At 66.0% G+C, this 22,819-nt stretch carries 21 protein-coding genes; 3 read left to right on the plus strand and 18 right to left on the minus strand.

The genetic code is table 11. The annotated features are described in order from the left end of the window. Positions 1–9 precede the first annotated feature (9 nt). Both AC3WRR_RS30400 and AC3WRR_RS30405 read left to right on the plus strand, forming a co-directional pair. The gene (locus tag AC3WRR_RS30400; RefSeq protein WP_010809487.1) at positions 10–708 is read left to right on the plus strand and encodes an AroM family protein; all 699 of its coding nucleotides are present in this window, start codon (positions 10–12) and stop codon (positions 706–708) included. Positions 709–792: 84 nt separating this feature from the next. Then, complete coding sequence (locus AC3WRR_RS30405; protein WP_058697173.1) at positions 793–1,785, plus strand: Bug family tripartite tricarboxylate transporter substrate binding protein; 993 nt, start codon at positions 793–795, stop codon at positions 1,783–1,785. Positions 1,786–1,822: 37 nt separating this feature from the next. Here the strand turns inward: AC3WRR_RS30405 and truB are convergent, their stop codons facing one another. The 8 genes from truB to AC3WRR_RS30445 form a co-directional block, all read right to left on the minus strand. Then, entirely contained in the window at positions 1,823–2,770 is a 948-nt protein-coding gene (gene truB / locus AC3WRR_RS30410; RefSeq protein WP_010809485.1) for a tRNA pseudouridine(55) synthase TruB, read from the minus strand. A gap of 98 nt (positions 2,771–2,868) precedes the next feature. Next, positions 2,869–3,237, minus strand: coding sequence for a 30S ribosome-binding factor RbfA (rbfA, locus tag AC3WRR_RS30415; protein ID WP_010809484.1), 369 nt, complete (start codon positions 3,235–3,237; stop codon positions 2,869–2,871). Between the two features lie 60 nt (positions 3,238–3,297). After that, entirely contained in the window at positions 3,298–6,186 is a 2,889-nt protein-coding gene (infB, locus tag AC3WRR_RS30420; protein WP_010809483.1) for a translation initiation factor IF-2, read from the minus strand. A gap of 91 nt (positions 6,187–6,277) precedes the next feature. Beyond that, positions 6,278–7,753 (minus strand): transcription termination factor NusA, encoded by a 1,476-nt coding sequence (gene nusA, locus AC3WRR_RS30425; RefSeq protein WP_010809482.1) that lies wholly within the window; start codon positions 7,751–7,753, stop codon positions 6,278–6,280. After that, complete coding sequence (gene rimP / locus AC3WRR_RS30430; protein ID WP_010809481.1) at positions 7,750–8,238, minus strand: ribosome maturation factor RimP; 489 nt, start codon at positions 8,236–8,238, stop codon at positions 7,750–7,752. The genes nusA and rimP overlap by 4 nt, the downstream gene beginning before the upstream one ends. Positions 8,239–8,540: 302 nt before the next feature. After that, on the minus strand, positions 8,541–10,430 hold the full coding sequence (gene rluB / locus AC3WRR_RS30435) for a 23S rRNA pseudouridine(2605) synthase RluB (RefSeq protein WP_492298934.1): 1,890 nt from the start codon (positions 10,428–10,430) through the stop codon (positions 8,541–8,543). 5 nt (positions 10,431–10,435) lie between these two features. Then, positions 10,436–11,290, minus strand: coding sequence for an SMC-Scp complex subunit ScpB (scpB, locus tag AC3WRR_RS30440; RefSeq protein ID WP_010809479.1), 855 nt, complete (start codon positions 11,288–11,290; stop codon positions 10,436–10,438). Between the two features lie 568 nt (positions 11,291–11,858). Continuing rightward, positions 11,859–12,617 (minus strand): sulfite exporter TauE/SafE family protein, encoded by a 759-nt coding sequence (locus AC3WRR_RS30445; RefSeq protein WP_011615605.1) that lies wholly within the window; start codon positions 12,615–12,617, stop codon positions 11,859–11,861. 78 nt (positions 12,618–12,695) lie between these two features. On the opposite strand from AC3WRR_RS30445, the gene fnr reads away from it, so the two are divergent. Continuing rightward, a complete protein-coding gene (gene fnr, locus AC3WRR_RS30450) occupies positions 12,696–13,421 on the plus strand; it encodes a fumarate/nitrate reduction transcriptional regulator Fnr (protein ID WP_010809477.1) in 726 nt (241 codons plus the stop codon). 63 nt (positions 13,422–13,484) lie between these two features. On the opposite strand, the gene AC3WRR_RS30455 is transcribed toward fnr, so the two are convergent. From AC3WRR_RS30455 to zapE, 10 genes are all read right to left on the minus strand, one after another. Next, positions 13,485–13,730 carry a hypothetical protein gene (locus AC3WRR_RS30455; protein WP_492298936.1) on the minus strand — a complete coding sequence of 82 codons (246 nt, stop codon included), beginning with the start codon at positions 13,728–13,730 and terminating at the stop codon, positions 13,485–13,487. Then, positions 13,727–13,936, minus strand: a complete 210-nt coding sequence (locus AC3WRR_RS30460) for a membrane protein (RefSeq protein ID WP_011615606.1) — start codon at positions 13,934–13,936, stop codon at positions 13,727–13,729. The genes AC3WRR_RS30455 and AC3WRR_RS30460 overlap by 4 nt, the downstream gene beginning before the upstream one ends. Positions 13,937–13,965: 29 nt before the next feature. Beyond that, positions 13,966–15,453 (minus strand): cytochrome c oxidase accessory protein CcoG, encoded by a 1,488-nt coding sequence (ccoG, locus tag AC3WRR_RS30465; RefSeq protein ID WP_492298939.1) that lies wholly within the window; start codon positions 15,451–15,453, stop codon positions 13,966–13,968. A 49-nt stretch (positions 15,454–15,502) separates the two neighbouring features. After that, positions 15,503–16,420: a cytochrome-c oxidase, cbb3-type subunit III gene (ccoP, locus tag AC3WRR_RS30470; RefSeq protein WP_011615608.1), complete on the minus strand. Its 918-nt coding sequence runs from the start codon at positions 16,418–16,420 to the stop codon at positions 15,503–15,505. A 2-nt stretch (positions 16,421–16,422) separates the two neighbouring features. Further along, a complete protein-coding gene (locus AC3WRR_RS30475) occupies positions 16,423–16,587 on the minus strand; it encodes a cbb3-type cytochrome oxidase subunit 3 (RefSeq protein ID WP_010809472.1) in 165 nt (54 codons plus the stop codon). A 3-nt stretch (positions 16,588–16,590) separates the two neighbouring features. Beyond that, entirely contained in the window at positions 16,591–17,253 is a 663-nt protein-coding gene (gene ccoO, locus AC3WRR_RS30480) for a cytochrome-c oxidase, cbb3-type subunit II (RefSeq protein ID WP_010809471.1), read from the minus strand. An 18-nt stretch (positions 17,254–17,271) separates the two neighbouring features. After that, positions 17,272–18,720 carry a cytochrome-c oxidase, cbb3-type subunit I gene (gene ccoN, locus AC3WRR_RS30485; RefSeq protein ID WP_010809470.1) on the minus strand — a complete coding sequence of 483 codons (1,449 nt, stop codon included), beginning with the start codon at positions 18,718–18,720 and terminating at the stop codon, positions 17,272–17,274. A gap of 155 nt (positions 18,721–18,875) precedes the next feature. Beyond that, positions 18,876–19,022, minus strand: a complete 147-nt coding sequence (ccoS, locus tag AC3WRR_RS30490) for a cbb3-type cytochrome oxidase assembly protein CcoS (RefSeq protein WP_010809469.1) — start codon at positions 19,020–19,022, stop codon at positions 18,876–18,878. A gap of 3 nt (positions 19,023–19,025) precedes the next feature. Beyond that, positions 19,026–21,593 carry a heavy metal translocating P-type ATPase gene (locus AC3WRR_RS30495; RefSeq protein WP_037024106.1) on the minus strand — a complete coding sequence of 856 codons (2,568 nt, stop codon included), beginning with the start codon at positions 21,591–21,593 and terminating at the stop codon, positions 19,026–19,028. A 105-nt stretch (positions 21,594–21,698) separates the two neighbouring features. Continuing rightward, a complete protein-coding gene (zapE, locus tag AC3WRR_RS30500) occupies positions 21,699–22,796 on the minus strand; it encodes a cell division protein ZapE (RefSeq protein WP_011615610.1) in 1,098 nt (365 codons plus the stop codon). Between the last annotated feature and the right edge of the window lie 23 nt (positions 22,797–22,819).

A 22,819-nucleotide genomic window follows, 5' to 3' on the forward strand; every position in this document is an offset into this window, starting at 1 on the left:
AACCGAGGCATGAACACGCCTGCCGCACGCCAGCCACGCGTGGCCTTCGTCACCATCGGGCAGGCGCCCAGGACAGACGTGGTCCCGCAGATGATTGCCGACCTGGGCCTGCCGGCCACTGTGGAAGAGTTCGGCATCCTGGACGCGCTGGGCCCGCAAGATATTGCCGCGCTGGCGCCCGCGCCCGGCGAGTACCGCTTTGCCAGCCGGCTGCGTGACGGCACGCAGGCGGTGATGGGCAAGCCGGTGGCCGAGGCCATGCTGGCCCGGCTGATGACCTCGCTGGACGACGGCCGCTTCGACGCCCTGGTGCCGCTGTGCACCGGCACCGCCCTGCCGCCGATGCGGACCCTGGTCATCGAACCGCAGCAGGTAGTGGACCATCTGACCGTGGCGCTGGCGCAGGGCTGCAAGCGGCTCGGCATCGTATTGCCGCTGGAGGCCCAGGTAAGCAGCTTCCACCTGATCCAGCCGGTGCCCTGCGAACTGCGCGTCACCCATGCCTCGCCTTATACCGACGCCAGCACCGATCGCTTCGCGCAGGCGGGCGAGACGCTGCGCGGCTGCGACCTGGTGGTGATGCACTGCATGGGCTACACCGAAGCCATGCGGGCCGAGGTGGCGCGCCATGCCGGCGCGCCGGTGCTGCTCTCCAACCGCATGGTGGCAAGGCTGCTGGGACAGGTACTGGCTGGTGCCGCGGCCTGAATCCAGGCACGAAGCGAATCCATTTTCGGGTAAGGGCAAGCCCGCTGACAGATTGCCCATGACACTGCTGGAGTGGAAGTAACAATGAAACAGGTGGCGAAGTGGATGGGGCCGCTGGCACGCGGCATGATGTGGATGAGCCTGGGCGCGGCGGTAATCCCGGGCGCGCAGGCGCAGGAGTGGAAGCCGGCCAAGCCGGTGCGCCTGCTGGTGGGCTTTGCGCCCGGCGGCTCGGCCGATCTGCTGGCGCGCCTGGTGCAGGCGCCGCTGTCGGAAAGCCTGGGGGTTCCGGTGGTGGTGGAGAACGTGCCGGGTGCGGGTGGCAATATCGCCGCCGACAAGCTGGCCAAGGCCCCGGCCGACGGCTACACCATCGGCATGGGCGCCGCCGGCGCGATGGCGGTGACCCACGTGCTCAACCCCAAGGGCACGCCATACAAGGCGGATGATTTCACGCCCATCGCCATGCTGGCCACCCAGCCGAATGTCGTGATCGTCAATCCGGCCCTGCCGGTCAAGACCATGGCCGACTTCGTCGCCTACGTCAAAAAGACGCCGCAGGTCACCTACGGCACCGCCGGCGTCGGCACGTCAAATCACCTGATTGCCGAAACCATGCTGCACCGTCTTGGCATCGACATGGTCCATGCGCCGTACAAGGGTGCCACCCCGGTGACCACCGACCTGATGGGCGGGCATATCGCCATGACGGTCGACAACATCACCACCGCGGCGACGCTGGCCAAGACCGGCAAGGTCAAGGCGCTGGCAGTCACCGGCAGCAAGCGCTCGCCCCTGTTGCCGGAGGTGCCGACGCTTGCCGAGAGCGGACTGAAGGACTTCAACATGCCGACCTGGCAAGGCATCTTCGGGCCGAAGGACCTGCCGAAGGCAATCGTGGTCCGCTACAACCAGGCGCTGGTCAAGGCCTTGGCGAACCCGGAAGTCAGGAAGAAGATGGCTGAATTCGGCTCCGAGCCCGTGGGCGATACGCCGGAGCATTTCGCCGGGTTCCTCGCCCAGGACCGCAAGATGTGGGCCGATGTCATCAAGACGGCCAAGATCACGCTCGAGTAATTGCTGACGGGGCGGCCATTTACGCCCCTCACGCAATTTACAGCTTGACCAGCCGCTCCGGCCGCAACGCGCCTTCGCGCATGCGTGCCACGCCCAGCAGCCGGGCTGGTTCGCCGGCATAGACGCGCGCCAGCGCATCCTCGGCCAGCCCGGTGTCGGCCGGCAGGTCGCGCTGAGCGATGCGCTGGCCCTGCAGGAAGCGCGCTGCAGAGACCTCGTCCAGATGCACCGGCGCACACTTCTGCAGCAAGGCGTCCACAGGTGCCAGCATGGCCGGGCGCTGCGAGTCGTCGCGCTGCTCGATCTGCTCCAGGGTCACCGCGCCGTCCAGCGTCAGGTCGCCCACGGCGATCCGGCGCAGTCCGGTCAGGTGCGCGCCGCAGCCCAGCGCTTCGCCGATGTCCTCGGCCAGCGTGCGGATATAGGTGCCCTTGCTGCACGTCACCCGCATCGTGAACGACGGGGCTTCGGGCAAGGCGCACTCCAGCAGCGCAATCGAACGGATGGTGACGCGGCGCGCCGCGCGCTCCACGGTCTGGCCGGCGCGCGCGTATTCATACAGCGGGCGGCCGTCCTTCTTCAGCGCCGAATGCATCGGCGGCACCTGTTCGATCTCGCCGAGGAAGCTTGCCAGCGCCTGCTCCACTGCGGCGCAATCGCAGGTGACCTCGCGCACGTCGAGCAGTTCGCCTTCGGCGTCGCCCGTGCTCGAGCGCGAGCCCAGCCGCACTACGGCGTCATAGGTCTTGTCCGCTTCCAGCAGGTCCTGCGAAAACTTGGTGGCTTCGCCGAAGCACAGCGGCAGCAGCCCCGTGGCAAGCGGATCCAGCGTGCCGGTATGGCCGGCCTTGGCCGCGCGCAAGAGGCGCTTGGCGCGCACCAGCGCGTCGTTGGACGACAGGCCCAGCGGCTTGTCGAGCAGCAACACACCATGGACCTCGCGGCGCGGCAGGCGCGGCGGACGGTTGGCGTTGGAATCGGTCATCGGGAGAAAGCGGGAGGCGGGACGGCGATGCGGCGCGGATGGCGGCAACGTAAAGTAGTGGCCGCGAAACCCATGCCAGGGCGGCATGGGCGCCGGCTTCAGTCGTCTTTCGAACGCGTGGCGTTCGCTTCGTTGATCAGCTTGGACATCTCGATCGCATGTTCGACCGAGGTATCGTGGAAGAAGCGCAGCGTCGGCACGGTATGGATGTGCAGGCGCTTGTACAGCAGCGAGTGCAGGTAGCCGGCCTTTTCGTTCAGGATGGCTTCCGCCTCGGCGGCTTCGGCGCCCAGCACGGTGAAGTACACCTTGGCGTGCGCGTAGTCAGGCGTCAGCGCGACCGACTGCAGCGTGACCAGGCCGAGGCGCGGGTCGCGCAGTTCGCGCTGGATCATCTCGGCCAGGTCCTTCTGGATCTGGTCGGAGATGCGGAGATTGCGGGAGGAGATACTGCCTTTCTTGGCCATTCAATACAGTCTGGTCGAGATGACAACGGCAGGCCGAAGCCTGCCGTTGCTTGCGACGCCTTACAGCGTACGCGCCACCTCTGTGATTTCGTACACCTCGAGCTGGTCGCCTTCCTGAACATCGTTGAAGTTCTTGATCGACAGACCGCACTCGAAGCCTTGCTTCACTTCCTTCACATCGTCCTTGAAACGCTTGAGCGAATCCAGCTCGCCGTCGTGGATGACCACGTTGTTGCGCAGCACGCGCACCAGCGAGTTGCGCTTGACCAGGCCGTCGGTGACCATACAGCCGGCCACCGCACCGATCTTCGGCACGCGGAACACCTGACGTACCTCGACCTGGCCGATGGTGGTCTCGCGCTTCTCCGGCGCCAGCATGCCCGACATCGCCGCCTTGATCTCGTCTACCGCATCGTAAATGATGTTGTAGTAGCGGATATCGATGCCGTTGTGCTCGGCCAGCTTGCGCGCACCGGCGTCGGCACGCACGTTGAAGCCGATGATGACCGCCTTCGAAGCCGTCGCCAGGTTGACGTCGGATTCGGAGATGCCACCCACGCCGCCATGCACGATCTGCACGCGCACTTCGGCGGTCGACAGCTTCTGCAGCGACTGCACCAGCGCTTCCTGCGAACCCTGCACGTCGGCCTTGACGATCAACGGCAGCGTCTGCACTTCGCCTTCGGCCATCTGCTCGAGCATGTTCTCCAGCTTGGCGGCCTGTTGCTTGGCCAGCTTCACGTCGCGGAACTTGCCCTGGCGGAACAGCGCGATTTCACGTGCCTTGCGCTCGTCCGGCAGCACCAGCACTTCTTCACCGGCGGCAGGCACTTCCGACAGACCCTGGATTTCCACCGGGATCGACGGGCCGGCTTCCTTGGTCGGCTTGCCGTTCTCGTCCAGCATGGCACGCACGCGGCCGTAGGCGCTGCCAGCCAGGACCACGTCGCCACGCTTGAGCGTGCCGCTGCTGACCAGGATGGTCGCGATCGGGCCCTTGCCCTTGTCCAGCTGGGCTTCCACCACCAGGCCCTTGGCCGGGGCATCCACCGGAGCGGTCAGTTCCAGCACTTCGGCTTGCAGGAGCACTTGCTCGAGCAGGTCTTCCACACCGGTACCCATCTTGGCGGAAACCGGCACGAACGGCGAATCGCCGCCGTATTCTTCCGGCACCACCTGCTCCGCCACCAGTTCCTGCTTGACGCGGTCCGGGTTGGCATCGGGCTTGTCGATCTTGTTGATCGCCACCACGATCGGCACACCGGCAGCCTTGGCATGCGCAATGGCTTCCTTGGTCTGCGGCATCACGCCGTCGTCGGCGGCCACCACCAGGATCACGATATCGGTCGCCTTGGCACCGCGGGCACGCATGGCCGTGAAGGCCTCGTGACCCGGGGTATCCAGGAACGTGATCACGCCGCGGTCGGTTTCCACATGGTAGGCACCGATGTGCTGCGTAATCCCGCCGGCTTCGCCCGCGGCCACCTTGGTGCGGCGGATGTAGTCCAGCAGCGAGGTCTTGCCGTGGTCGACGTGACCCATCACGGTCACCACCGGCGGACGCGGCAGCAGCTCGGCGTCGGTGTGTTCCTCACCGCCCACCACCAGCAGCGCTTCCGGATCGTCCAGCTTGGCGGCATACGCCTTGTGGCCCATTTCTTCCACCACGATCATGGCGGTTTCCTGGTCCAGCACCTGGTTGATGGTCACCATCTGGCCGAGCTTCATCATCTGCTTGATGACCTCGGATGCCTTGACGGCCATCTTGTGCGCCAGGTCGGCCACCGAGACGGTTTCCGGCACGTGCACTTCACGCACCACCGGCTCGGTCGGCGCCTGGAAGCTGCTGCGGCTGTCGTCGTGCTGCTGCTGCCTGCCGCCGCGGCCACGCGGGCCACCGCGCCAGCCGCCCACGCCACCCGAAGTATCGCCGCGGGTCTTCAGGCCGCTGCCCTTCTTGCGGCTGCTGTCGTCCTGCCAGCCCGCCTTCACGACCTTGCCCTTCTTGTCGGCGGTTGCCGTGGTCGTGGTCGTGGTGGCCGGCTTCTTTTCGTCCTTCTTCGCTTCCGTGGTCGCACCGGCCGGCTTCACCGGCTTGTGCAGCGTACCGGTCTGCTCGGCCTTCTTCTCTTCGGCCTTGCGCTCGGACGGCGCCTTCAGCACGCGCGGCGGCGCGTTCAGCATCTGCTGGATCGCACGGGCCTCGGCTTCGGCAGCCTCGCGGCGCTTGCGCGCAGCGACTTCCTGCTCTGCGCGGGCCTTGTCGGCGGCAGCCTTGGCTTCGTCGGCAGCCTTCTGCGCCTCGGCGCGTTCGGCGGTGACGCGTGCCTTCTCGTCCTCTGCCTTCTTGCGCGAGGAATCCTCGTTGGCCTCGGTCACGGCGCGCGACGCGGCAGCCTCTTCCTCCGCCTTGCGGGCGGCGAGTTCGGCCTGGCGGCGCTGTTCAGCCTCCAGCGCTTCCTGGCGGGCGCGGCGCTCGGCTTCCTCGCGCTCGGCTGCCTCGCGGGCGGCCTTGGCTTCAGCTTCCTGGCGCGCCAGCAGTTCGGCCTGCTGGCGTTCTTCCTCGTCGCGGCGAGCTTCCTCGACAGCATCGACGACAGGCGCCTGGGCTTCGACCGCGTCGGCCTGGGCATCGGGCGCAGCTTCGTCGCGCTTGATCAGCACGCGCTTCTTGCGCACTTCCACCTGGACCGTGCGGGTCTTGCCAGTGCCATCCGACTGGCGGATCTCGGAGGTTTCGCGCTTGGTCAGTGTGATCTTCTTGCGGGAGCTGTCGTCGGCCTGGCCGTGCGAACGCTTCAGATAGTCCAGCAGCCTGGTCTTATCCGATTCCGTGATGATGTCTTCTGGCGTCGCTTTGCCCACCCCAGCCGCCTGCAATTGTTCCAGCAGGGCAGCTGCGCTGCGACTCAGTTCTGCGGCCAGTTGGGCAACTGTTGTGCTTGCCATTCAAACCCTTTCAATGCTTGGTTTCTACGTCGGGACAAATCGTTGCGGAAAGCGCGCCCGGGCCAGGTGTAGGCCGGCCCGGCCGTGTCCCTCAGTTGAACCAATGTTCCCGTGCTTTCATGATCAGCGACTTGGCTTCTTCCTCGCTGACACCGGTCATCTCGACCAGCTCGTCCACGGCCAGTTCGGCCAGGTCGTCACGCGTATGGATATCGCCTTCGGCCAGCTTGCCGATCAGTTCCGGGTTGAGGCCGTCGAGCGAGCGCAGGTCCTGCGACACCTCTTCCACCTTTTCTTCCCGGGCCAGTTCCATCGTCAGGAGCGCATCACGCGCGCGATTGCGCAGCTCGTTGACGGTGTCTTCGTCAAAGGCCTCGATCTCCATCATTTCACTGATGGGGACATAAGCCACTTCTTCCAGCGTGGAGAAGCCTTCCTCGATCAGGATGTCGGCAACTTCCTCATCCACGTCCAGCTTGGACATGAACAGCTTGCGCACGACATCGCTCTCTTCGGCCTGCTTCTGCGCCGACTCTTCCTGCGTCATGATGTTGATCTGCCAGCCGGTCAGCTCGGTCGCCAGGCGCACGTTCTGACCGCTGCGGCCGATCGAGACGGCGAGGTTTTCCTCGTCGACCACGACGTCCATGCTGTGCTTTTCTTCATCGACCACGATCGACTGCACCTGTGCCGGTGCCAGCGCGCCGATCACGAACTGCGCCGGGTCTTCCGACCACAGCACGATGTCCACGGCCTCGCCGCCAATCTCGTTGCGCACCGCGGTGACGCGGGTACCGCGCACGCCGACGCAGGTGCCGATCGGGTCGATGCGCTTGTCATGCGCGACCACGGCGATCTTGGCGCGCACGCCCGGATCACGGGCAGCCGCCTTGATCTCCAGCAGGCCTTGTTCCATTTCCGGCACTTCGTTCTCGAAGAGCTTGATCAGGAACTCGGGCGCGGTGCGCGACAGCTCAATCTGCGGGCCGCGCGCGGCGCGGTCCACATTCAGGATATACGCACGCACGCGGTCACCGGTGCGCAGGTTTTCCTTGGGGATGATCTGGTCGCGGGCCAGCAGCGCTTCCACGCGGCCGGACTCGACGATCAGGCCCTTCTTGTCGGCGCGCTTGACCGTGCCGGTCATGATCTTCTCGCCGCGATCCAGGTAGTCGTTCAGGATCTGCTCGCGCTCGGCGTCGCGGATGCGCTGCAGGATCACCTGCTTGGCAGCCTGCGCACCGATGCGGCCGAACTCGACCGACTCGATCTGCTGCTCGATAAAGTCACCCAGCTCGATGCTGGGGTTTTCATCGCGGGCTTCGAACAGCAGGATCTGCTTGTCCGGCTCTTGCAGGCCCAGCTCGTCGGGAACGACCAGCCAGCGGCGGAAGGTTTCATGCTCGCCCGACTCGCGATCGATCGCGACACGGATATCCACGTCTTCCTCGAAACGCTTCTTGGTGGCCGAGGCGAGCGCCGCCTCCAGGGCACCGAATACCACATCCTTGTCGACGTTCTTCTCACGCGCAAGCGCATCGACGAGCAACAGAACTTCGCGGCTCATTGCTTGTTCCCTTTTCTTTGATTTCCTTTGAAGTCGATCACCGGCACCAGGCGTGCCTTGTCGACATCGGATACGGCAAATTCCAGCAGCGCCGGGCCATCTTTGCCTTCGAACTCCAGGCCAATCTTCTCCTCGCCCGCCGCGCCGGTGGGCTCGCGCAGGATGCCTGTGAAGTTCTTCTGTCCGTTGACGGGCAGGCGCAGCGTCACGCGCGCCTCCTCGCCGGCAAAGCGGACGTAGTCGGCCAGCTTCTTCAGCGGCCGGTCCAGTCCGGGCGACGAGACCTCGAGGCGTTCATAGTCGACGTTCTCGACCGTGAACACGTGGGTGAGCTGGCGGCTCACCTTTTCACAATCCTCGATGGCAATGCCGGTTTCAGGCTGATCGATATAGACACGCAGCAATCCGGCCGGGGCACGCTCGAGCTCGACCAGCTCATATCCCATGCCGCTTAGGGTGGTTTCGATCAAATCTGCCAGATGCACTGTTATCCCGAGTAATGGCCATCAACACCGTGGCAGGCAAACCCGCCGGTGCCGTCCGGGACGACCCTGCTGCAGCCCTGCCTGTCCGCCACCCCCTCGCTCCAGCGGAGAGAACCGAAAAACGGGCGAACCAAAAAAAAATGGGCGCAATGCCCATCATTCGCCCATCCTCGACGAGGATGGCTTTTTGAATAGACTTGAATTATACGCGGATTATGTCGAAAAGGCAAAAGCCAGACATTTCCGTGCACTGAATCCGGCGCCGGCGGGCGTTCAACCCGCCATGCGCCGGATTCAAGCGCTTATCGGTTGCCGCCGCGGTTGCCACCACGGTTGCCGCCGCCACCGCCACTACCGCCGCGCGGGGAACGGTTGCCGCCCGGCTTCGACGCCTTCGGCATCACATTGCCGTTGGCTTCGCCGCCGCCGCGACGCGGCTTGCCCTGACCCTGGCCACCCAGGCCGCCCTGGCCACCCTGACCGCGCATGCCACCCATACCGCCCATGCCGGCGCCACCACGTCCCTGGCGTGCGCCAGTGCCGCGCCCGCCGCCCAGGCTGGCCGCGTGCGAGGTCAGCAAGGTGGGCCCGTGGGTGATATAGCCCATCGAGGTCTTCATCGGATCCGGCTGGCTGCTGCGGCCGCCGCTACCGCCCCGGGCGCCGCCCTGGTCGAAGCGCGGCAGGCCGTCCATGCCCGTGGGCATCGGCATGCCGGCAATCGCGGCTTCGGTGCGCTGCTTGCGCCCGCCTACCTTGGTGGCGCCCTTGGGAACCTGCTCGCCCTTGCCGGGCACCTTCAGGCCGACACCGGCCATCAGCGCCTTGACGTCATTGGGCTCGACTTCCTGCCAGCGGCCGCGCTTGAGGCCACGCGGCAGCAGGAACTGGCCGTAGCGGGTGCGGATCAGGCGCGACACGGTCAGCCCGACCGCCTCGAACATGCGGCGCACTTCACGGTTGCGGCCTTCGGTCAGGGCCACGTGGTACCACTGGTTGACGCCTTCACCGCCGCCGTCGGCAATGCGCAGGAAGTTGGCCTCGCCGTCATCGAGCTTGATGCCATGCAGCAGGCGCTGGCGGTCGGCCTCGGCCAGCTCGCCCAGCGTGCGCACCGCGTACTCGCGCTCCACGCCATAGCGCGGATGCATGAAACGGTTGGCAATGTCACCCGAGGTGGTGAAGATCAGCAGGCCTTCAGTATTGAAGTCCAGGCGGCCCACCGCGACCCATTTGCCGGTCTTGATGCGCGGCAGGCTGTCGAACACAGTCGGACGGCCTTCCGGATCGGACTGGCTGACGATCTCGCCGGCGGGCTTGTGGTACAGCAGCACGCGCGGCGGCTTGGTCGACACCTTGCGGTGGATCAGCTTGCCGTTCACGCGGACCTGGTCCGCCGGCAGGATGCGCTGGCCGATATGGGCCGGCAGGCCGTTGACCGAAACGCGGCCCTGCAGGATCAGTTCTTCCATCTCGCGGCGCGAGCCCAGCCCGCCCTCGGCCAGCACCTTGTGCAGCTTGGGCGCGTCGTCGTCGGCCGACAGCTCGCGCACCGGCTTGGCCTTGGTGCGCGGAATGACGGTGTCTTCGTTGTCGTACTGCTCAGAGATCACGAAGCGGAACAGGTCTTCGCTGCTCGCCGTGGTCTTGTCCCCGCCGCCCTGGCCCTTGCGGGGCGCCTGCGGCTTGCCGCCATCCTTGCGGCGGCCCTGCTGCCGCGCACCGGTACCCTGCGCCTCGCCCGGCGCTGCCGCCTTGCCTGAGCGCTGGACCGGCTTGCGCTTGCGGCCGGGCTGCTCAGGCTTGTCGGTGCCTTCGGCCCTGGCCGCACGGTCGACCTTTTCTGCCTTGCTGGTGCCCTGGCCGCCCTGGCTACCCTGGCCACCCTCGCCCTGCCCCGTCTTGCGCTTGCCGCGGCCACGCTGGCCACCGCGCGCACCGCCCGCCGCCTGTGCGGCGCCCGCTTCACCGGCATCGGCCTGGCCGCCGGCGCCTTCGGCGCCCTCGCCGCGGTCCTGTGCCTGGCGGCGCGATGCGACCAGGTTCCTCAGCCCGCGGCGCAGCCCCTTGCGGCGGGGCGCGGCTTCGCTGCCCGATCCGGGTTCTGCGGCGCCGGTGTCGGAGGGTGCGCCCGCATTGCGGGTGTCTTGCTCAACGGAATCAGACAAGATATTCACTATCGGATGTTGCATGTTGTTCAGTTCGGCACGCGCTCGTCGTGCTCGCTCGGGTGCGGCGGGGTGCCGTTGTCCGGCAAATCGCCCCGCGCCCCGTCCGGATTGGGTGCGGCTGGTTCGGTGGAAGCGGCCTCGGCGGCATCGTCGGCTGCAGCTTGCAGCGGTTGCGCGTCAAAGCCATTGGCGCCTTGGTCGACCGGGCCGGTCGTCTCGGCTTCGTTTGCGACGGATGCTTCAGCCACATCCGCCGCATGCGCGGCGGGGTTGGCAAAAGCCTCTTCGTCGGCGCTGGCCGCCTTGTTTGCAGCCAGGTCTTCAAAATTGATGGCCTGCTGTTCCAGCAGGGTTGCCTGCGCCTGCGCCTGGGCATCTTCCAGCGGCGGCAGCTCATCCAGCGTACGCAGGCCAAGATCGTCCAGGAACGCCTTGGTGGTCGCATACAGCGCCGGCCTGCCCGGCACGTCGCGGTGTCCGATCACCTCGATCCAGCTGCGGTCCTCAAGCTTCTTGATGACTTCCGTGCTGACCGTCACGCCGCGGATTTCCTCGATATCGCCGCGGGTCACCGGCTGCCGGTAGGCAATGATCGCCAGTGTTTCCATCACCGCGCGCGAATATTTTGGCGGCTTTTCTGGATTCAGCCGATCCAGGTATTCACGCATTTCCGGCCGGCTCTGGAAGCGCCAGCCGCTGGCCAGGGCCACCAGTTCCACGCCGCGCGGCCGCCAGTCCTGGCGCAGTTCATCAAGCAGCACGCGGATGGTGTCTGCGCCGACGTCGTCGTCAAACAGCCGCCGCAGATCATTGACGCGCAACGGTTCCTGCGCGCAGATCAGCGCCGTCTCGAGGACGATCTTCGCCTCTTGGGTATTCATGTTGATGGTGTGCAGCCTGTCTTTGCACCTGCTCCCGGACGGATCCGGGGCACCGGAGATTTTGGATACAGCGGTGCGAAAGCCACCGCCATCTCATTGCGCAGCTAGCCGGATACCTGCTGCATCCAAGCCGTGCACTTCCCTATCTTTGCATCGAGTTGCCGGGCGTTCCGGCAGGAGATCGTTCGCATGCGGTTATGGGCCAGCCAGCGAACCTCTTGCGTAGCGCGTCCGCACATACCGGACGTCGCTGTCAGCGAACTGAAGGCCTCGGACGCAAGAAAAACGGGTATCGGGAGCAAGGCCGGCATCGCCAACACCGCAGTGCCAGCCGGACTTTTGAACCAGATCTTTTGAACCGGATGGACTGTGGGGACGGGACGGGCATCGAAAACCTTCCGCTTCCCCTGCCCTGAACTCACCTTCTGGTATGAAGGCCGCCTGGCGCTGCTCGCCCGCTGCTTACCGCGGCTCACAAGACACCGCGCGATACCGCAATGTTGGCGATTGTATGGCATTCCCGCCCCCGCCTGCAACCATCATCCGTTGCCCGCGCAGCGCCGGCGCCTCAGAACACCAGGCAGAATCCATGCTCGGCCAGCGAATGTGGCAACAGCACCGCTCGCGCAATGCCAAGGCCGCCGAACGCCATTACCGCCAGGCCGGCCCCCAGGCGCACGCCGGGACGTCGCGACAGCGTACGCAAATAGCCTGACAGGCCGGAGAGCACCAGCAGGTTAGGCAGTGTGCCGAGCCCGAACACGCCCATCACGAGTGCGCCGGACGCCGCATTGCCCGCCAGCAGCGCGAGCGTGAGCGCCCCATAGACCATGCCGCACGGCACCAGCCCCCACGCCAGGCCCACGCCGTATCGCCGCGCCAGGCCGCCGCGTGCGCGCACAAAGGACGGCATGCCGCGTGCCACGCCACCCAGCCGGCGCGCCACCGCTGCGCTGGCACGCGACGCCAGCCGCTCCAGCCAGTCGACGGTAAACGTGTTGCCGCGCAGCAACCGCCAGCCCGACCACAGCAGCATGACGCTGCCCGCGCCGAACAGCCAGCGCTGCACCGGCAGATAGTCCTGTTTCCACGCCGAAGCACCGACCGCGCCTAGCGCGGCCCCAAGCAGCATATAGGTCGAGATCCGGCCCAGGTGCATTATCAGCAACTCGCCGAGCCAGGCGGCACGGCTGGGCACCAGACTGATCGTCGCCGCCGCGCCGTGACGCTGCTCCACGGCCAGCGCCACGCCGCCGCACATGGCGGCGCAGTGGACCCCGCCCAGCAAAGCCAGCAGAAAAACGCTGATCAGTACGCCAAGTGTCAATTCTCACTCCCTACCACATCACATCGCACGGTAAAATGCCGTTATCGCGCCCTCGCTGCCATTTCTAGCAGGTTCCAATTGCTCACCTCCATTCCCATTACCGAGATGTCACCACGCTGCTCCACCTGTGCGATGGGGCAGCTGTGCCTTCCGGTCGGCATGTCGCAGCAAGACCTCGCCAAGATGGACACGCTGGTTCAGGAACGCATCCGTGTGCACAAGGGTGAAACCCTGTATCGCATGGGCGATCCACTCACCGCGGTCTATGCCGTGCGCTTTGGCACGCTCAAGACCCACGTCACCACTGAAGACGGCCGCTCGCAGATTACCGGCTTCCACCTGCCCGGCGAAATTGTCGGTCTCGACGGGCTGGGCGAGATGCAGCATGCCTCCGATGCCGCCGCGCTGGAGGACACCGAAGTCTGCGTGGTCCGCATGAGCGAGTTGCAGTCCCTGTCGGCAGACCTGCCGTCGCTGCAGCAGCAGTTCCTGCGCCTGATGGGCAAGGAAATCACGCATGACCAACTGATGCTGGTCACGCTGGGCTCGATGCGCGCCGAGGAACGGCTTGCCGCCTTCCTGATCAACCTCTCTGAGCGCCTGTCGGCACGCGGCTATTCGGCGTCCGAGTTCGTGATGCGCATGAGCCGCGAAGAGATCGGCAGCTACCTGGGCCTGAAGCTCGAAACCGTCAGCCGCCTGTTCTCCCGCTTTGCCGAAGCCGGCCTGATCCAGATTCGCCAGCGCCACGTCAAGCTCGTGGACATCGACGGCATCAAGCAGCTCTACAGCCGCTCCTGCTAAGCGGCCAAGGCGCTGCCAGGTACCGCATGCGGACATGGCAGCGCAGACCTCACACCGATCCGCTTATTCCAGTTCGTCGGTATCGCTGAGCCGCGACGGCATGGTGTAGAGCGTCAGTCCGCTGGACAACGCGCAGAACACCCAGGCCATCAGGAAACCAACGGTGTAGACCGATTCGCGGGACGCTTCGATCGGCTGGCCGAAGAAGTTCAGGTCACCGGGATCCACCACCGAAAACACCGTCGCGGTCGCGAACCCGGCCATCAGGAACGCCGGCCAGAGTACCCACATCAGCCAGCGCAACCTCATGGCTGCCTCACAGCGGCAGCCTTGGGCGGCGCGGCGTCGGCCTTCTCGACCACCAGGCCATGGCGCGTTGCACCCTGCACCGGCATGTCCGGATGCGTGGATGCCAGCCAGATCGTCACGCCACACGCCACCATCGCCACCAGCGGGCCGCTCATCAACAGCCACGGCCACGGCTCCTTCCACCACGGATTGCCTTGCTGACTCATCTTGCCCCCTTCATCTTGACGACCTAGCTTCACAAATCGCGCGGCACGATGAAACTGGTGGATTGCCGGATTTCGGCATGCCCCCGCTCCGTGCCTTCGCTCGTCACCGTCACGTTGATCTTGTGCGTGCCCTGCGCCGCGGCCTCGATCGGCACGCGGATCCGGATCGGCAGCAACCGGTTGGACGTCGGCGCCAGCGATTCGGCCTGCTTGTCGTATTCCACGGTCAGGTTCTTCAGTTCGTCGCTGTCGGCGCGCACGCTGATCTGCATCGGCGCTTCGGTGGTGTTGATCAGCTGCAGGCGATAGACATTCTCGATCCAGCGGCCTTCCACTTCACGGCCGAGCGCACCACGGTCGCGGATGATGTCGACCTTCAGCGGCGTGCGCAGCGCGATCGAAGCCATGAACCCGGCCAGCAACGCCACCCAGATCACGGAATAAATGACCACGCGCGGGCGCAGCAGGCGCTTGCGTGATGCCGCCGCGGACAAGCCCTTGCGCATCGCGTTTTCCGAGGTGTACCGGATCAGGCCGCGCGGATATTCCATCTTGTCCATGACCTGGTCGCAGGCGTCGATGCAGGCGCCGCAGCCGATGCACTCGTACTGCAGGCCGTCGCGGATATCGATGCCCGTCGGGCACACCTGCACGCAGATGCTGCAGTTGACGCAGTCGCCAAGCCCCGCCTTGTGGTGGTCGGTCTTGCGCGACCGGCTTCCGCGCGGCTCGCCGCGGCCGACGTCGTAGGTCACGACATAGGTATCGCGATCCACCATCACGCTCTGGAAACGCGCATACGGGCACATGTACTTGCACACCTGCTCGCGCATGAAGCCCGCATTGCCCCAGGTGGCGAACGCGTAGAACAGCATCCAGAACGACTGCCACGGCCCCAGCGACAGGCTGAGCACCTCGCCGCCCAGTTCGCGGATCGGTGCGAAATAGCCGATGAAGGTAAAGCCGGTCCAGAGCGCAATCAGCACCCACAGGAAGTGCTTGGTCGCCTTGAGACGGAACTTGCGCAGGCTCCACGGATCGCCATCGAGCCGGATGCGGGCGATGCGGTCGCCTTCGACCCGCCGCTCGATCCACATGAAGATCTCGGTGTAGACCGTCTGCGGACAGGCATAGCCGCAGAACAGCCGCCCCGCGATCGCCGTGAACAGGAACAGCGCCAGCGCCGAGATGACCAGCAGCACCGCCAGGTAGATGACGTCCTGCGGCCACAGCACCAGCCCGAAGATGTAGAACTTGCGCTCGCCAAGGTCAAACAGCACGGCCTGGCGGCCATTCCATTGGAGCCAGGGCGTGCCGTAGTAGATCAGCTGGGTCAGGATCACCAGCCAGACCCGCCAGCTGGAGAATGCGCCCGTCACCGAGCGCGGGTAGATCTTGCGGCGGACCTCGTAGAGCGTTTCGTCAGAGGTCTCGCCCGGCGCAGCGGCCGACCGTTGCAGGTCCCACGTTTGCTGGGGGGCCGCCCGGGCCATTTCTTCGGTCCCGGGTGCGTTCATGGGCATGCTCTCCCGCGAGCTGCCAGCGCCCGCTCACATGAGTCGTCGGTCATTGCCCGGCTCCGCCCCCAGTATTGGACAGACCCCAGACATAGGCCGTCAGCATCCGGATGCGTTCAGGCGTCAGGATCTCCTCATGCGCAGGCATGTGGTTGTTATGGCCCTTCAGGATTGCGTCGACGATACTGCCTTCCGAGCTGCCATACAGCCAGACGTTGTCCGCCAGGTTGGGCGCGCCGAGCGCCTGGTTGCCCTTGCCGCCGGCGCCGTGGCATGCCACGCAGGTCGTCTTGAAGGCGCCCTCGCCACGCGACGCACGGATCGGGTCCGACGACAGGCCCGACAGCGAGCGCACGTATTGCGCCACGTCGCCCGCCTGCTTGGCGTCGATGGCCGCGGCAAACGGCGGCATCACGCCATTGCGGCCCTTGGTGATGGTCTGCTGGATGATGTCGGGTTCGCCACCATAGAGCCAGTCGCTGTCTGTCAGGTTCGGAAAGCCGCGGCTGCCGCGCGCGTCCGAGCCGTGGCATTGTGCGCAGTAGTTCAGGAACAGGCGCTGGCCGATCTCGCGCGCCTGCGGATCCGCCGCCACCTGCTTGACGTCCATCTTCAGGTACTTGGAGTAGATCTCGTTCTGCATTTTCTCCTGCGCCGCGCGGTGCGCGGCAAGTTCGCCCTGCGTGGAGAACTTCAGCACGCCGGCATACGAACCCAGTCCCGGATACAGCACCAGGTAGGCCAGGCTGAAGATGCAGGCCAGCAGGAACATCCACATCCACCAGCGCGGCAATGGGTTGTTCAGCTCGCGCAGGTCACCGTCCCAGACATGGCCGGTGTCTTCAGTGCCGCCGGTGGTCTTGGCGACCTTGCGTTGCGAGAACAGCAGCCACACGCACCAGACGATGCCGATGAGCGCGATAGCGGCAATGTAATAACTCCAGAATTCGGAAATGAAATCGCTCATGGCTAGGTGTTCCGGCTCGATGTTGTCGTGGTTTCGTCAGGCAGCGCGAACGGCAGCATGGCGGATTCCCGGTTAGCGGCCTGCCGGCCGGCGGACCAGGCCCACCAGCAGATCCCCAGGAAGACGACCATCGACACGACGGTCGCAATGGCAGTGATCATGGCCATGGCTTACTCCTTGGGTGCCGCAGCCGCGGCGGAATCCACGCGGACGTTGCGGCGGTTGGTGCCCAGGCCTTGCAGGTAGGCAACCAGCGCATCTTCTTCGGTCTTGCCCTTGAGCTCGTCCGGTGCCTTGGCGATCTCGGCATCCGTGTACGGCACGCCCAGGCGCACCAGCGCGCGCATGCGGGCCTGGATGTCGTTGGTGGGCAGCTCGGCCTTTTCCAGCCACGGGTACGATGGCATCACGGATTCCGGCACCACGTCGCGCGGATTGCGCAGGTGGATGCGCTGCCAGTCATCCGAGTAGCGCCCGCCCACGCGCGCCAGGTCGGGACCGGTGCGCTTGGAGCCCCACAGGAACGGGTGGTCGTAGACCGACTCGCCCGCCGTGGAGAAGTGTCCGTAGCGCTCGGTCTCGGCCTGCAGCGTGCGGACCTGCTGCGAGTGGCAGCCGACGCAGCCTTCACGGATATAGATATCGCGGCCCATCAGCCGCAGCGGCGAATACGGGGTGATGCCCGGATCCGGCTCGGTGGTGGAGTGCTGGAAGAACAGCGGCACGATCTGGACCAGACCCGCAATGCTGACCACGAGGATCGTGCAGATGATCAGCCAGCCGATGTTCTTCTCCAGCGTTTCGTGGGAAAAGAAGCGTTGTTTGTCGGACATCTTTCTATCCTGGATTGATCAGTGGGCAGAGGCAGTGATGCTGGCCGGAATCGGCGCATCCACGGCGGGCTTGCCGACAATGGTCTTGAGCACGTTGTAGGCCATCAGCAGCATGCCGGACAGGAAGCACAGGCCACCCAGCAAGCGAATCAGGTAGAACGGGTACTTGGCCTTGACCGCTTCGACGAAGGCATAGGTCAGCGTGCCGTCAGGCTGCGTGGCGCGCCACATCAGGCCTTCCATCACCCCGGCGATCCACATCGAGGCGATATACAGCACCACGCCAATGGTCGCGATCCAGAAGTGCCACTCGATCAGCCGGACGCTGTACATCTGCTTCTCACCGAACAGACGCGGAATCAGGTAGTAGAGCGAGCCGATCGAGATCATCGCGACCCAGCCCAGCGCGCCCGAGTGCACGTGACCGATGGTCCAGTCCGTGTAGTGCGAGAGCGCGTTGACGGTCTTGATCGACATCATCGAGCCTTCGAACGTGGCCATGCCGTAGAACGACAGCGCCACCACCAGGAACTTCAGGATGGGGTCGGTGCGCAGCTTGTGCCAGGCCCCCGACAGGGTCATGATGCCGTTGATCATGCCGCCCCACGACGGCGCCAGCAGGATCAGCGAGAACACCATGCCCAGCGACTGTGCCCAGTCCGGCAGCGCGGTGTACTGCAGGTGGTGCGGGCCGGCCCACATGTAGGTGAAGTTCAGCGCCCAGAAGTGGACGATGGACAGGCGGTAGGAGTAGATCGGGCGCTCGGCCTGCTTGGGAATGAAGTAGTACATCATCCCCAGGAAGCTGGTGGTCAGGAAGAAGCCCACGGCGTTATGGCCGTACCACCACTGGATCATCGCGTCCTGCACGCCGGCATAGGCCGAGTAGGACTTCCACAGCGACACCGGCATCTCGATGTTGTTGACGATGTGCAGCAGCGCGATGGTCAGGATGTAGGCGCCAAAGAACCAGTTGGCGACGTAGATATGCCGGGTCTTGCGCTTGACGATGGTGCCGAAGAACACGATCGCGTAGGCCACCCAGACCGCGGTGATCAGCAGGTCGATCGGCCATTCCAGTTCCGCGTATTCCTTGGAGCTGGTGATCCCCAGCGGCAGCGTGATGGCGGCGGCGACGATGACCAGTTGCCAGCCCCAGAACGTGAACGCGGCCAGCGGGCCGCAGAACAGGCGGGCCTGGCAGGTGCGCTGGACCACGTAGTACGAGGTCGCGAACAGCGCGCTGCCGCCGAAGGCGAAGATCACCGCATTGGTATGCAACGGCCGCAGCCGGCCAAACGACAGCCAGGGTGTGTTGAAGTTGAGTTCGGGCCAGATCAGCTGTGCTGCCAGCAGCACGCCGACGGCCATGCCGACGATCCCCCAGACTACCGTCATGACAGCGAACTGTCTTACGACGCCGTAATTGAAGGTGTCGACGCGTGAAGACGCGGCAGTGACATCCATTCAGACCCCCAAAGCTTAGAGAAAAGAAAAAACCTACTGACAGTGTGACTTTAGAAAAACCATGCTGCATGTGCGTTGATCTTTATCAAGTCGCTCAGGGCATGCATGGAACCTGCGTGCTGGGCCCCGGTCGGAGGGCGCGCCGCGCGGCGGGTTCATGGCTTGTCGTTGTCCAGCAGGATCGATTCGGCGGGCCGGTCCAGGTCGTCGTACTGCCCGGCATGGAGGGCCCACCACAGCGCGCCCGCGATGACCACGACAAGCACCAGGCTCATCGGCACCAGCAGGTAAAGCGTTTCCATCTGTCAGACTCCCTTGTGGCGCGGCTTGCCGGCGCGCAGCAGGCGCCAGGCATTGGCCACTACCAGCAACGACGACAGCGACATGCCGATGCCGGCCATCCAGGCCGTGACCAGCCCCGTCGCTGCGAGCGGGATGGCCACGACGTTGTAGAAGAAGGCCCAGCCCAGGTTCTGGCGCACCACCCGGCGCGTCCGGCGCGACACCGCCAGTGCGGTGGCGATCTCGGCCACGCCGCCGTGCGTCAGCACCGCGTCCGCACCGGCCTGGGCCAGCGGCGCGCCGCTGCCGATGGCGATCGACACCTGGGCCTGCGCCAGCACCGGCGCATCGTTGATGCCATCGCCCACGGCCAGCACCACCGCCCCGCCCTGCTGCAGCCGCGCGACGTAGTCGCGCTTGCCTTCCGGGGTGACCGCGCCGGCTACGCAGGCTATGCCGAAGTGCGACGCCCACCAGTGGACCGCTTCGGCGTGATCGCCCGATACCAGGTGGCAGCGCACGCCAAGTTCACGCAGCCGCACGAGCAACTGCGGCGTCTGCGTCCGCTCCACATCGGCCAGGACGAAGCGCGCCAGCGGACCCGCTGGCGCGCCCAGCCACACCACGGTGGCGCCAGGATGGTCCGCGTCGCTGCGCCAGGTGTCCGGTGCCTGGCCGCTGTCGGGCGCCAGCGCCGCGACAAAGTCGGCGCGGCCGAGCCGCAGGCGTTGGCCATCGACGATCGCCTCCAGGCCCTGACCCGGGACGTTGCGCATGTCGGACACCTGGAGCGACATGCCGGAGTTACCCTGCGCCGCGGCCACCAGCGCGCGCGCGATCGGATGTTCGCCACCGCGCTCCATCGCGGTGGCCAGCGCCTGGCATCGGGTCCGATCGGCGTCAGCCAGCGGCTCGACCGCGGCCACGGCAAAGCGCCCTTCGGTCAGCGTGCCGGTCTTGTCGAGCACCACGTCGGTGACGCGCGCCAGCGTCTCCAGCGCGTGGCCGCGTGTCAGCAGCACGCCGCGGCGCGACAGCGCCGCACCGGCCGCGGCCAGCGCGGCCGGCGTGGCCAGCGACAAGGCGCACGGGCAACTGACCACCAGCACCGCAATCGTCACCAGCAAGGCGCGCGACGGATCGATCCAGAGACCCCATACCAGCCCGGTCAGCGCCGCCAGCCCCAGCAGCGTCGCCACGAACCAGCCCGCGACGCGGTCGGCCAGCGTGGCAAGGCGCGGCTTTTCAGCCAGCGCGCGGTCCAGCACCGCGACGATCTCGGCCAGGCGGGTGCCGGCGCCGACGCGCGTGATCCGCAGTTCGAGCGGGCTTGCCGTATTGAAGCTGCCGGCCAGCACGGTCTCGCCGGCGGCGCGGCGCACCGGGCGGCTCTCGCCGGTCAGCATGGATTCGTCGAGTTCGCTCGCGCCCGCCACCACGGCGCCATCGGCGGGAACGATCTCGCCGGCCTTGACGCGGATCAGATCGCCCGCACGCAGGCGCGCGACCGGCACACGCTCGCCGGCCTCACCCGTCGCGACCAACCGTTCGCAGGTGGCCGGCAGCTGGCGCGCCAGCATCTCGGCGCCGCTGCGCGAGGCCTGGCGCACGCGCAGTTCCAGGTAGCGGGCCAGCAGCAGGAAGGCGACGAACATCGTCACCGAATCGAAATACACCTCACCCACTCCGCGCACCGTGGCCAGCGCGCTGGCGGCAAAGCCGGCGCCGATGCCGATCGCCACCGGCACGTCCATACCCATGTGGCGCTGGCGCAGGCTGCGCCAGGCACCGGCAAAGATCGGCGAGGCGGCATAGAACACCACCGGCAGCGTCAGGGCGAAGCTGGCCCAGCGCATCAGCTGGAGCTGGCCAGGGTCGATGGTGGCCTCGTGCGTGTAGATCGGCCACGCATACATCATGACCTGCATCATGCCGAGCATGGCCACCGCCATGCGCATCAGCAGCCCGCGGCGCGCGCGGCGGTCCTGCTGGTCGGTGCGCGAGACTTCGAACGGCCAGGCCATGTAGCCGATGCCAGCCAGCGCGGCCAGCAGCCCCGCCACCGTCTGGGCGCCATCGCGCCAGCGCACCACCACGCGCCGCGTGGCGACATTGGCGACCGCGGACTCAACGCCCGGCTGGCGGCTCAGGTGCTGTTCGATCAGCCACGCGCAAGCGGCACAGCGGATGTTCTCTGGCGCCAGCGTGATCTCGGCGCGGCCGCTGTCCAGCGGGCGGACAAACTGGGCGCGCAACTCAGGGGTGTCGTAGGCGGCCCAGATCGGTTCGGCCTCGCGACGGGCGTCGTCGTCGATGGGGCGGGCGAAGCGGGCTTCATCCCCGTACAGGTGCGCAAAGCCGGCCGCATGGAGGGTCTGCGCCAATGCCTGGCAACCGCCGCAGCAGAACACCCGGCGGCTGCCGTCCAGCTCGGCGGCAAGCGGCTCGGTGTCCGTGACGGGCAGGCCGCAATGGAAGCAGGCCAGCCGCGCACCGGCGTCGGCAGCCGGGCCCAAGGCATCACGGAGCGCGGACGGCGGGTACGGTGCCAGTAAGCTGGCTGAAGGACTGGTGACTGGGGGCGACGACATGGGAACCTTTTTCTACCCGATGGAGGGTATATGCGGGCCCCCGAATCGACCTTGATATAGGTCAATGCGGCCCGGCAATCGTCGCGCCGGGCCGGAAAACAACGCTCAGGTGAGCGTGGTATCCATGGTGCGGCGCTCGGATTCCAGGTATTCGCGCGATTGCATCTCGATGATGCGCGATACGGTCCGATGGAACTCATTGGCCATCTGGCCTTCGGTGTAGAGTTCGTCCGCGGGCACTTCCGCCGACATCAGCAGCTTGACCTTGTGGTCGTAGAAGACATCGATCAGCCAGGTGAAGCGGCGTGCCTCGGACGACATGCGCGGCGTCATGCGCGGCACGTCGGACAGGATCACGGTGTGGAACTGGGACGCCAGCTCCAGGTAGTCGTTCTGTGAGCGCGGGCCGCCGCACAGCGTGGCAAAGTCGAACCACACCACGCCGTTGGCCTTGCGCAGCGCACGCAACTCGCGATGCTCGATATGCAGCAGCGGCGACTCGTCGGCCACGCCGGCAATCGAGGTGAAGGCGTCGCGCAGCGCGGAACTGGCCTTGGCGCCGAGCGGCGTGTGGTACGCCTGCACCTGCTCCAGCGCGCGCTTGCGATAGTCGATGCCCGCGTCGACGTTGAGCACGTCGAGCTTCCGCTGCAGCAGCGCGATGGCCGGCAGCACGCGGTCGCGGTGCAGGCCATCCGGATACAGCAGGTCCGGGCGGTAGTTGGAGGTCATCACGAACTGCACGCCGTTCTCGAACATCTGCTGCAGCAGCCGATGCAGGATCATCGCGTCGGCGACGTCGCTGACGTGGAATTCATCGAAGCAGATCAGCCGGAAGCGGCGCGCGATGCGTCTGGCCAGCTCATCCAGCGGATCGGGACGGCCGCGCAGCTCTTCGAGCTGGCGATGGACCTCGCGCATGAACTCATGGAAATGCAGCCGCGTCTTGCGCACCACCGGCACGCAGGTATAGAAGCTGTCCATCAGGAAGGACTTGCCGCGCCCCACCCCACCCCACAGGTAGACGCCCTTGGGCACGTCGGGACGGACCAGCAGCTTCTTCAGCGCATTGTTGCGGCGGCTCTTGTAGGCCACCCATTCGTCGTAGCACTGCTGCAGCCGGGCCACGGCACGCAATTGCGCTTCGTCGGACTGGTAGCCGCGCTCCTTCAGTTCCTTCTCGTAGTACTCGGTGACGTTCATGCTGACGGGTTCCTGCGGCACGG

It is taken from the genome of Cupriavidus sp. FW305-3-2-15-C-LB2 (genome assembly GCF_058787575.1).